10 protein-coding genes and 1 tRNA gene are annotated in these 11,541 nt (G+C 43.7%); 4 read left to right on the forward strand and 7 right to left on the reverse strand.

Translation table 11 applies throughout. The features are described 5' to 3' along the window. The first annotated feature begins 3 nt into the window (after positions 1-3). The 3 genes from F4V45_RS01575 to F4V45_RS01585 are packed head-to-tail and all read left to right on the forward strand — an operon-like array spanning position 4 to position 2,426. Entirely contained in the window at positions 4-810 is an 807-nt protein-coding gene (locus F4V45_RS01575) for a sulfite exporter TauE/SafE family protein (protein ID WP_150336761.1), read from the forward strand. A 27-nt stretch (positions 811-837) separates the two neighbouring features. Next, positions 838-1,590 (forward strand): ABC transporter ATP-binding protein, encoded by a 753-nt coding sequence (locus F4V45_RS01580; protein ID WP_150336762.1) that lies wholly within the window; start codon positions 838-840, stop codon positions 1,588-1,590. Then, positions 1,587-2,426 (forward strand): hypothetical protein, encoded by an 840-nt coding sequence (locus tag F4V45_RS01585; RefSeq protein WP_150336763.1) that lies wholly within the window; start codon positions 1,587-1,589, stop codon positions 2,424-2,426. Before F4V45_RS01580 ends, F4V45_RS01585 begins: the two co-directional genes overlap by 4 nt. Positions 2,427-2,488: 62 nt before the next feature. Here F4V45_RS01585 and F4V45_RS01590 read toward each other — a convergent pair. Further along, a tRNA-Met gene (locus F4V45_RS01590) sits at positions 2,489-2,566 on the reverse strand. 153 nt (positions 2,567-2,719) lie between these two features. Between F4V45_RS01590 and F4V45_RS01595 the strand changes: the two genes are divergently transcribed. Further along, complete coding sequence (locus F4V45_RS01595; RefSeq protein ID WP_150336764.1) at positions 2,720-5,656, forward strand: FAD-binding and (Fe-S)-binding domain-containing protein; 2,937 nt, start codon at positions 2,720-2,722, stop codon at positions 5,654-5,656. A 17-nt stretch (positions 5,657-5,673) separates the two neighbouring features. On the opposite strand, the gene F4V45_RS01600 is transcribed toward F4V45_RS01595, so the two are convergent. The 6 genes from F4V45_RS01600 to rpsL form a co-directional block, all read right to left on the reverse strand. Next, positions 5,674-7,056 carry a cation:dicarboxylate symporter family transporter gene (locus F4V45_RS01600; RefSeq protein ID WP_150336765.1) on the reverse strand — a complete coding sequence of 461 codons (1,383 nt, stop codon included), beginning with the start codon at positions 7,054-7,056 and terminating at the stop codon, positions 5,674-5,676. 110 nt (positions 7,057-7,166) lie between these two features. After that, complete coding sequence (locus F4V45_RS01605) at positions 7,167-7,664, reverse strand: flavodoxin (protein ID WP_023929235.1); 498 nt, start codon at positions 7,662-7,664, stop codon at positions 7,167-7,169. Between the two features lie 112 nt (positions 7,665-7,776). Further along, on the reverse strand, positions 7,777-8,565 hold the full coding sequence (locus tag F4V45_RS01610) for a purine nucleoside phosphorylase YfiH/LACC1 family protein (protein ID WP_150336766.1): 789 nt from the start codon (positions 8,563-8,565) through the stop codon (positions 7,777-7,779). A 9-nt stretch (positions 8,566-8,574) separates the two neighbouring features. Beyond that, on the reverse strand, positions 8,575-10,653 hold the full coding sequence (gene fusA / locus F4V45_RS01615; protein WP_150336767.1) for an elongation factor G: 2,079 nt from the start codon (positions 10,651-10,653) through the stop codon (positions 8,575-8,577). Positions 10,654-10,666: 13 nt separating this feature from the next. Then, positions 10,667-11,134, reverse strand: a complete 468-nt coding sequence (gene rpsG, locus F4V45_RS01620; RefSeq protein ID WP_150336768.1) for a 30S ribosomal protein S7 — start codon at positions 11,132-11,134, stop codon at positions 10,667-10,669. 12 nt (positions 11,135-11,146) lie between these two features. Further along, positions 11,147-11,536: a 30S ribosomal protein S12 gene (gene rpsL, locus F4V45_RS01625; protein WP_023929239.1), complete on the reverse strand. Its 390-nt coding sequence runs from the start codon at positions 11,534-11,536 to the stop codon at positions 11,147-11,149. Positions 11,537-11,541: the final 5 nt, after the last annotated feature.

Consider the following 11,541-nt stretch of genomic DNA (forward strand, 5'->3'; position numbering starts at 1 on the left):
GTGATGCTCACGCTATTATTTTCATATTTTGATTGGTGGCAGATTCTAGGCTTTATCGCACTTGGGCTAGTCTCTGGCGTGGCGGCGGGGTTTTTTGGCATAGGGGGTGGGGTCATCATCGTGCCTTGTATGCTACTTGTAGGCTTCCCTATCCAGCACGCCATTGGCATTTCTATCGTGCAAATGATATTTGCTAGTGTCTTTGGCTCACTGCTTAACTACAAAAAAGGCTTACTTGATCTTAGAGAAGGGGTTTTTATAGGGATTGGGGGTGTGTTTGGCGCAAGCCTTAGTGGCGTAGTGCTACACTTTTGCAGTGAATTGTTCCTTAGTCTAGCTTTTTTACTGCTTACAGCTATTTCTCTCTATCGGTTTGCTACAAAATCCAAGGTCGCCCAAAGCCTAAGCCCCATCACAAACCCCTACAAAAAGCGTGCAATTTTGGTGCTAGCAGGCGCATTTACCGGGATATTTGCTATCTCGCTTGGTATTGGCGGAGGGCTGCTTATCGCGCCTATTCTTGGCTACTATTTGGGCTATGACTCTAAGAAAGTCGTGCCACTCTCGCTGTTTTTTGTCGTGTTTTCATCAGCGGCTGGAAGTCTCTCACTCTATCAAATGGACATAGTCGATAGCAGGCTGTTTGGCGCAGCTATACTTATAGGGCTTGCTTCAATCATAGGCGTGAGCATTGGGATAAAACTCATCGCAAAAGCAAGTGCAAACACCCATAGAATCGCACTTTTGTGGATCTACTGCTTTGCCATCATTGCCACAAGCATAAAAATCTTTGAAAAAGCTCTGCTATAATCCACAAACCTTACAAAAAGGGCTCTTATGCTTGTTGAAATCTCTGCACTAAGCAAACGATACGACTCTACTCTGGCACTCAATAATCTCTCTCTTACTCTCCAAAGTGGCAGAGTCATTGGGCTACTTGGTCCAAATGGCAGCGGGAAAACAACATTGATCAAGGTTCTTCTAGGGCTTTTGCGTCAATATGAAGGCAGTGTAAAAATCCTTGGCGAGCCACTTAGCGATAAGACAAAGGCGCATATCTCCTATCTCCCTGATAAAAACCATATCCCCCTGCATTGGAGCATTGGCTATGCGTGTGGGTTTTTCGCAGATTTTTTTGATGATTTTAGCCTAGATAAAGCCCACGCACTTCTTAAGCAGCTAAAGCTTGATCAATCTAAAAAAGTCAAAACACTCTCCAAAGGCAATAGAGAGAAGCTCTCCCTAGCTCTTATGCTAGCGCGCCAAGCTAGGCTCTATATCTTTGATGAGCCAATCGCTGGGGTCGATCCTGTGGCAAGGGACTTTGTCTTTAAGCTCATTTTGGATAACTACAACAAAGACGCAAGCATACTCATCGCCACGCACTTAATCTACGATGTGGAAAAAATCCTTGATGAAGCCATATTTCTAGCAAATGGTAGTGTGCTGGCACATAGCAGTGTCGCCGCACTTACTGCCAATGTAGATAGCTTAGAAACTGCCTTTAAACAAGCCTTCACCAAATCCGCCACACTAGAATCTAATCCACTAGAATCTAGCCTACTAGATTCTACAAAAGGCGTGCTATGAGACGACTTCTTCACTATGAGTTAAAAGAGCATTACCTACCGCTTGTGGTGCTTGGGGCTGTGTTTGCTCTATGTGTGTTTGGGTGCGTGGGATTTAGCAAGCTTGATGTCGCTACAATCATAAACCCCACCTTGCGCAATCTACTTGGTGTAACATTTGGGCTCTGTATCATCGGCGCTTTTAGCGCGGTGTTTTTGCTTGTGGTGGCTCATATATTTCTTATGATTTCTACTTTTGGGAAGAGTCTCTTTGGAGATTATGGATATTTGCTTTTTTGCCTACCGCTGGGAATTGACACGATCCTTTTAGCAAAAGTGCTTAGCTGCTTTATCTTAATCGGTGCTTCGGTATGCTTTTATGGCTTTGTTGGTGTGCAAGCCTTGATTCTAGTCGCCAATGTCGATGTTTTAGCCATACTTGGGAAAATTGGCGCACTTGTGCAAGAAGTCTTTGCGACTTTTGATGAGCGCAGCGTATTTATCATACTTCTTAGCATTACTTATATCCTAGGCGAGATACTCACTTGGCTTATGTATATCCTGCTGACATTGGCATTGCTCAATGCGTGGCGCATCACAAGCTATCGCTTGGTGCTGGGACTGCTGCTGTTTTTGGGGATTTGCCTGTGCGGAAGCGTTATTAGCACGCTACTTGGATTGCTTTTTGGCGTATTTTTTCATATCAATATCGACTCTCTTTCCATAATCACACAGAGCAAAGTCGGCATAGAGGCTTGGCTACTTTATGCGCAAAAGCTTATCACATACTTGCTGCTAAGTGGTATAAGCTACTTGCTAGCAAGGCACTGCATTATTAAAAAGATGGAGTTAGAGTAGGTAGAATCTAAATCAAACTTGGAAAATATAGGAGAGGGGGTTAAGGCTGGATTCTAGTGTAGTGGTGTCAAGGGGGGGACTTGAACCCCCGACCTCCGGCTTATGAGACCAGCGCTCTAAACCAGCTGAGCTACCCTGACACAAAGGCGCGATTATACGCCAAAAGCCCTAAAAAGTCAAGCACGCACAATGGCTCACTCGCGCAAAATCAGCCCCTAACCACCCACTAAAACACATAGCTTGCCAAGTGATTTAGATACAATACATACTTCTAAATCTGCAAAGGAGATAGTATGCGCAATCGCAAGAAACCAGACTTTGAAGGCTTTATCGCCCAAGCTAAAGAAATATTTAAAGATAGAATCTACACAGATTATCTCCGCCGCTTTGCCTATGGGATTGATGCTTCTTGCTATGCGTATGTGCCACGCGTGGTGGTAAGGGCGGTGAATGAAAATGAAATCATCAGCCTTTTTGCCTTAAGTCAAAAATACAATACCCCGCTCACATTTAGAGCCGCAGGGACGAGTTTAAGCGGACAGGCGTGTAGTGATTCTGTGCTGGTGTTAGCCAATGCGTTTTGGCAGGATATTGAGATTATAGGCAATGCGGAGAGCATAAAATGTAGCTGTGGGGTGATTGGCGTAGAAGCTAATGAAGCCTTAAAGCCCTATGGCAAAAAGATAGGACCAGACCCAGCGACTATCAATAACGCAATGATTGGCGGAATCTTTTCAAACAACTCTAGCGGTATGTGCTGTGGCGTGAAGCAAAATAGCTACAACACCATAAAATCCGCACGATTTATCCTGCATAATGGTACTATCCTTGATACAAGTGAGAATGCCAAGCCAAATGAAAGCATAGAATCCTTTTTACAAAAACATAAAGATAAGGCAGATGCACTTCTAGCCTTGCGTGAAGAGATTTTGCAAGATAAAGAATTATGCGAGCTTATCAAGCGAAAATTTGCTATCAAAAATACAACCGGTTATAGTATCAACGCCCTGCTAGATTTTAGCGAAATTAAAGATATTATCAATCATCTTTTTATCGGTGCGGAGGGGACTTTGGGCTTTGTGTCTTTGGTGGAGTATGAATGCGTGGAAGACTATGCTTATAAAGCGTGTGCCTTGCTTTTTTATGAGAATTTAGCTCTTGGGGCAAAGGCGGTGGAGATTCTAGCGGGGAATGAAAGCCTTGTGAGTGCGGCGGAGATTATGGACTATGCGTGTTTAGATTCTGCTAGGGGCTTGGAAAACGCACCGCGTGAGCTAGGGCAAATAGAGAGTGGAGCTTGTGCGATTTTGGTGCAGTTAGAATCTAGCACACAAAAGGAGCTAGATTCTAAAATCGCTCATATAAGCAAGGAACTAGAATCTGTGCCAAGCCTTTTTGGCGTGCATTTTAGCAGTGATGAAAAGCTTATGGCGTCTTGGTGGAAAATCCGCAAAGCCCTTTTGCCTTTAGCCGCTGGGAGTCGCCCAAGTGGGAGTATCGTCATCACTGAAGATATTTGCTTCCCTATATCCACTTTCGCACAAGGCATAGATTCTATTACTAAGCTTTTTGATAGATTTAACTTTCAAGGCATTATCTTTGGACACGCTTTGAGTGGGAATGTGCATTTTATCATCACGCCTAATCTTAACGATGAAAAGGAGAGCCAAGCCTTTGGGGCGTTTATGGAAGCGATGGTAGATTCTGTCATTGCCTTGCAGGGTAGCACAAAGGCGGAGCACGGCACAGGGCGAATGATAGCCCCATTTGTGGAAAAAGAGTGGGGTGCGAAAGCGTATGCCATAAATCGCAGGATAAAAGAGATTTTTGATCCGCACACCCTTATCAATCCTGATGTTATCATCAGCGATAATCCCCAAATCCACACGCAAAATCTCAAACAAAGTAGCGAAGTAGAAGACTTTATCAATCAATGTATGGAATGTGGATTTTGCGAAAAGGTTTGCCCTAGTAGAGAGCTAACACTCACACCAAGGCAGAGAATAGCGGTGCGAAAGGAAATCGCAAGGCTAGAGGCTTTGCTTGGCGTGGATTCTATGGATTCTAAAGGTGTTATGGAATCTAGTGCCGAAGCACGAAGCGAAGCAATCGCTGATTTTAGCCAAAAAGACAACGCACAAAAACTAAAAGAGTTAAAACAGGGCTATAAATACTTTGGCATAGAAACCTGTGCCATCTGCTCTATGTGCTCACTCTCCTGCCCCCTAGAAATTGATAGCGGTAAAATCGCCTCCAAACTTAGCCCTGCCACAAAAGGCACATTTTCACGCTTCATAGCCGCACAAACTGCCAAGCATTTTAGCTCCACTCTTAGCCTTGCTAAAGGGGGCTTACGCATAGCAAACTTTAGCTCTAATATGTTGGGTAAAAATACACTAAGTAATTTAAGCAACAAGATAAAGTTCCTGCCCTATATCCCACGCTCACTGCCTAGGGCAAATGCTTACAGACTAGAATCTAAAGATTCTAACGCACAATCCCAAGTGGCAGTCATATACTTTAGCACTTGTATCAATCGCACCTTTGCCCCGCAATCAAGCTTGAAAGATACAAGAGCTTTGCAAGAGGTCTTTGAATCTTTGTGTGAGAAAGCTAATGTGAGTGTGGTGTATCCGCAAAATCTTAACAATCTTTGCTGTGGCAAGGCGTATAAAGACTATCCGCAAAGCGCGGAAGCCAAACGCAAAGAAGTATATAAGGCACTAGATTCTACTATGAGAGAGCTTTCAGGCAAGGGGATAGAGCAAATCCACATCGTGTGTGATCATAGTGCGTGTAGCTATGAGCTAAAAGAGAGCATAAAAGAATTGGATTCTACTCTCACCATTTTAGATATGCCTGAATGTATAGAATCCACTCTTTTACCACGATTACACATTACGCCTTTAGATGAAGATATTGCGCTTTATGCGATGTGCTCTACAAGGAAGGGTAAATGGGATAAAGTCTTAGAATCTATTGCTAAAACCTGCACAAATGGCGAAGTCATTATACATTCTAAAACGCAGTGCTGTGGCTTTGCTGGGAATAAGGGCTTTGACCGCAGTGAGCTAAATGCTTCAGCATTGCGGGAGTTAGGCGAGTTTTATAAAGATAGAAAACTGCGCCTTGGCTTTTCAAGCTCTAGCACTTGTGAAATAGGGCTCAATGACAAAACAAATATCACTTGGCAAAATCTTATTTATCTTGTGGATAGGGTGAGCAAATAGCGTGTTTTTGGCATAGCCTATACGACCTTAAACTCTTCTGGGTGATCAAGCGCATAGAGAAACCGCTCTTTATCAATGCGCTTATCCCAAATGCTCACCATCACACAAGCGATTACATTGCCACATAGATTCCCAACCGCACGCATTTCGCTCAAAAATTTATCAATCCCAAGTATCGCCGCCACACTCACTGCTGGGATAATCTGGCTGCCATCGGCTGTTGTTAATGCTGCAAGCGTGCCCGCTAGGACGATAAAGCCACTACCCGTAACGCCAACCGCACCCTTTGATGAAATCATCAAAATAAGAATAAGCGTCAATGTCTGTATGAAACTAATATGAATGTCAAATGCTTGAGAGAGAAAAATCACTGCTAAACTTAGATAAATATTTGTCGCATCAAGGTTGAAGCTATAGCCTGTTGGCATAATCAGCCCCACGCTTGCCTTCTGCACGCCAGCGCGTTCAAGCTTGCGCATAAGCGGGGCTAGAGCCGTCTCGCTGCTAGAAGTGGCAAAGACCACAAGCACTTCTGCATAGATAAAGCGCATAAGCTTAAAGATATTGATCCCACCAATTTTGCAAATCACCCCAAGCACCACAAAAATAAACGCCAAAATCGATAATGCCATAGTCAGCAGCAGCATAATCATTCCGCCAATGGAGCTAAACCCAAAATGCGCGATGAGATATGCCATCGCCCCAAAAGTTGCAAGCGGGCTATACCAAATCAAAATCGTCAGCACCTTAAAGAAAGTTTCTTGCATACTCTCAAAATATTTCAAGCATTTTTCTTTAAAGCTAGGTGCTGCAAAAGAGAGCAAAATCGCCACCGCAAGTGCCATCACTAGCACCTGCAATGTCTTGCCCTCAACAAATGGCGTGATAGGATCGTGTGGAATCGCACTTAGCAGGATATGATAAATCTCTTCACCTACACTTTGTGCTTGATTGCTTGCACCTTGTGCGATATAGCCCTCTACACTTTGAGCATCAAGACTTGCTACATCAAGGTGCATTCCGTGTCCGGGCTTTAACAGCTCACCAAAAACCACACCAATCACAAGTGCAAATGTGCTAACCACTTCAAAATATATAAGTGTCTTTAGCCCAAGCCCACCCAGTGTCTTTAAGTCTTCAAGGCGAATGATCCCTGTAATAATCGTTAGGAAAATGATAGGACCCATAAGAAGCTTTAGCCCCTTAATAAAAGGGTCAAAGGTGTAGGATTTAGATTCTATACATAGGTGATAGAAAAATGTTACCACAGCATTTGGATGGCTATGATGCAAGCTCCCTATCGTCCCAAAAAGCACGCCAAGCACGAGCCCAAGCAATACCCAAAAAACAAGACTTTTTAAAAACTTATGATGGATAGGAGAACGGCGGTGTCTTTTCATCTCAACAACCCTATAACTACAAATGGATTATTATCATACCTTGAGAAATAAATGAGTAAAACAAGAGAGAAAAGTTGAGAGCAGGCATAGCCCAACTCTCAAGTAAAACATTAAGCAAGCTTGCCTTTAATATCAGCAACCCACGCTTTGATTCTATCTGCTGTTTTGTCATCTTGATTGTCTTCATCAAGTGCCAAGCCTACAAACTTACCATCAACAATAGATTGAGAATCAGAGAATTCATATCCATCAGTTGAAGTTTGCCCTACGATTGTCGCACTATCTTTTGCTTTGTTGTAGATATGAGAGATTCCATCACAGAATGTATCTGAGTAAGTGTCTTGGTCACCAAGCCCAACAAGCCCAACAACTTTCCCAGCGAAGTCTCCGCCACTTAGAGAGTCCAAAAAGTCCTCCCAATCAGTTTGCAAATCACCGCTACCATAAGTGGGTGTAACAAGAATAAGATTTTTAAAAGAAGCGAGCTGATCCTTGCTAGCGCTTGCTACATCAATAAGCTCTGCATTCCCAAGCTCTGCTGCGATTTGCTCTGCTGCATTTTTTGAGTTACCGCCATCGCTACCAAAAAAAATTCCAACTTTTTCCATTTGTGTGTCCTTTCCTAAAAAATTGAAAGCTAAATATGCCAAATTTGTTTAAACAGCACAATAAAAGCTACTGCACAAAAGTGTAGAATCTAGTTTTAAAACTGAGTGGATTCTAGCGCAGGCTCGCAAAGATACCAAAGCGTCCTGTTTGTGTTTGTTTTTTACTAGCCCTTCTGTAAGAAAATAATCGCTCATCACACGCCGTGCAAGAATCTAAAATCTCCAAATGCTCATCTTTTATCCCTAGGGCACTACACTCATCTTGTAGCATTGCAATAAGATCTAACATACCAGAGCCATTGCGTATGCGTATGTATTGCTCGCCAAAGTTATTTGCAATTTGCTCACAGAGGCTCAGGCTGATTTCGTAGCAACAAGATCGTATAGAAGAGCCAACAAACACAAGCAAATCGCTCGGCTTTGAGCCTTTGACTTTTAGGGCTTGGACAGCTTGAGTAAGAATCCGCCCGCACACACCAGCGCGTCCAGCATGCACAAGAGCAAAAACATTACATTTAGGATCATACACCAAGACAGGATTGCAATCAGCCACCATAATCAATGCGACATAAGAAGCATCTGCACATAAAACTCCATCTGCTTGAATCGCGCCCCTAGTAAGCTGATGTGCCACATAGGGATCTGTCGCATCAGCAATATGTGCAGAATGGATTTGATCACACCACAACAACTGCTTATTGTCAAAATATCGCAAGATTTGCCTGCGGTTTGTCGCTACCAAGTCTGGCACATCTCCCGTGTGATAGGCAATATTACAGCTAGAAAAAGGAGATTTACTTACGCCTCCAAGGGCGCAAGTCTGGATAAAGTCAATAGGAAGATTAGAAAACAAAGAACTCTGCGCACTTGTATAAAAAACACTAGCAGAATGGTCGCCCATAGCTAGAATCTAACCATTGCGTTTGTCGATAATATCTTTTGCAGCATTACTTGGGACTTCACCATAGTGATCAAACTCCATCGTATATGTCCCCCTACCCTGTGTAGCCGATCGCAAATCCGTAGAGTAGCCAAACATCTCTGCAAGAGGCACAAAGGCATTAACAATCTTAAGCCCCATTCGATCGTCCATAGAGTTAATCTGCCCGCGTCTTCGGTTAAGATCGCCGATCACATCACCCATATATTCCTCTGGCACTTCTACTTCAACCTTCATTAAAGGCTCCAATAACACAGCATTAGCCTTGCGACAAGCATCCTTGAATGCCATAGATCCAGCAATCTTAAATGCCATTTCACTAGAATCCACATCGTGGTAGCTTCCATCATAGAGTGTAACCTTACAATCCACGACAGGATAGCCAGCAAGCACACCATTTTGCATAGCCTCTTGGATACCCTTATCTACTGCTGGAATATACTCCTTAGGTATAACGCCCCCGCTAATTTCATTAACAAACTCATACCCCGTGCCAGCCTCTTTTGGCTCAAGTTTGATATGGACATGTCCATATTGCCCACGACCGCCCGATTGCTTGGCATACTTACACTCTTGCGTTACACTGCCTCGTATGGTCTCTCGATATGCTACTTGCGGCTGCCCAATTGTCGCCTCGACCTTAAACTCTCTCTTTAATCGATCAACGATAATTTCTAAATGCAACTCGCCCATACCGCCTATAAGAGTTTGCCCTGTTTCCTCTTGGGTGCTGACACGGAAGCTTGGGTCTTCTTCCGCAAGCTTACCAAGCGCGACAGCCATCTTTTCCTGATCAGCCTTTGTCTTTGGCTCAACAGCAATATGGATAACAGGCTCTGGGAACTCCATACGCTCCAAAATCACAGGGCGCTTCTCATCACAGAGAGTATCGCCCGTGAGAGTTTCTTTAAGCCCAACAAATGCGCAAATCTCACCTGCATACACTTCTTTAATATCTTCGCGCTTATTGGAGTGCATTTTAAGCAATCGCCCCACGCGCTCTTTTTTGCCTTTTGTTGAGTTAAGCACATAGCTACCAGACTCAAGCATACCCCGATAAACACGGACAAATGTGAGCTGACCAACAAATGGGTCTGTCATAATCTTAAACGCAAGTCCTGCAAACTCGCCGCTATCGCTAGACTCTACGAATACTTCTTCCTCATTTTTTGGATCTATGCCTTTAATATTAGTTACTTCCGTTGGCGCAGGCAAAATATCCACAACCGCATCAAGCAATGTTTGGACACCCTTGTTTTTAAAGCTCGAGCCACACAACATAGGAATAAGGCTCATGCTATGACAGCCAAGCTTAATGCCCCTTTTTATCTCCTCCACACTAAGCTCTTCACCACCAAGATACTTTTCCATAAGTGTCTCATCTTGCTCCGCAGCAGCTTCTATAAGCTTCTCGCGATAGGCAGCTGCTTTTTCTTGCAAATCAGCAGGGATCTCTTCAATGTCATACTGAGCACCCATAGTCTCATCATTCCAAACAATAGCCTTCATTTGGATAAGATCAACAACGCCCCTAAATCCATCTTCTGCACCGATAGGAATATTAATAGGCACAGGATTTGCCTTTAGACGCTCTTTAATTTGGTTTTCCACACTATAAAAATTTGCACCAATACGATCCATTTTATTAACAAAAACAAGGCGAGGCACGCCATATTTGTTTGCTTGTCGCCACACAGTTTCACTTTGGGGCTGCACGCCACCCACAGAGCAAAATACTGCCACAGCTCCATCAAGAACACGCATAGACCTTTCCACTTCAATGGTAAAATCCACGTGCCCAGGAGTATCAATAAGGTTAATCTGGTGGTCTTTCCAGAAGCAAGTTGTCGCCGCTGAAGTAATAGTGATCCCCCGCTCTTTCTCTTGCTCCATCCAATCCATTGTGGCAGCACCATCATGCACTTCCCCAATTTTATGGCTTACACCAGTGTAAAACAATATTCTTTCAGAAGTCGTTGTTTTACCTGCATCAATATGTGCAGCAATTCCAATATTTCTAATTTTTTCTAAAGGAGTTTTCCTTGCCATAACAACCCTCCGACTACCAACGATAATGAGCAAATGCTTTGTTTGCTTCCGCCATTTTATGCACATCCTCTTTTTTCTTAAACGCAGCACCCTTATCGCTCGCAGCATCCATTAGCTCATTTGCCAACCGCTCAACCATCGTGCGCTCATTTCGTTTTCTTGTAGCTTCCAAAATCCAGCGAATACAAAGGGACTGCTGCCGCACTGGTCGAACCTCTACTGGCACTTGATAAGTTGCCCCACCTACACGGCGAGAACGCACTTCTACCAACGGCTTCACTCGCTCGAGAGCCTTCTCAAATATCTCAATACCCTTTTCCCCACTCTTCTCTTCTATCTTAGCAAATGCCGCGTAAATTATTTTCTCCGCCACGCTCTTCTTGCCATCATACATCATTTTGTTGATGAATTTTGTAACCACTTTGTTATCATAAATGGGATCACCCAAAATCTCTCTACTAGGAGCTCTTCTTCTTCTCATTCCATATCCTTTTTATTTTTTATCGCCACCGGCTTTCGCCTTTTTAGCACCATACTTACTGCGCGATACACTTCGCTTAGCGACACCAGCAGTATCAAGTGCGCCACGCACAATATGATATTTTACACCCGGCAAATCCTTAACTCTCCCACCGCGCACAAGAACGATAGAGTGCTCTTGCAAATTGTGTCCTTCTCCGGGAATATAGCTAATAACTTCAAACTTGCTTGTTAGGCGCACTTTGGCTACTTTGCGCAAGGCAGAGTTTGGCTTCCTTGGTGTTGTTGTATAGACACGAGTGCAAACACCTCTCCTCTGTGGGCACTCCAGCAATGCTGGGGACTTGGTTTTTTTGATAACCTTTTTTCGCTCTTTGCGAACAAGCTGATTGATGGTTGGCAATTTAT

Origin of the sequence: Helicobacter canis, assembly GCF_008693005.1 — a bacterium.
In the GTDB taxonomy this organism is placed as follows: Bacteria; Campylobacterota; Campylobacteria; order Campylobacterales; family Helicobacteraceae; genus Helicobacter_B; species Helicobacter_B canis.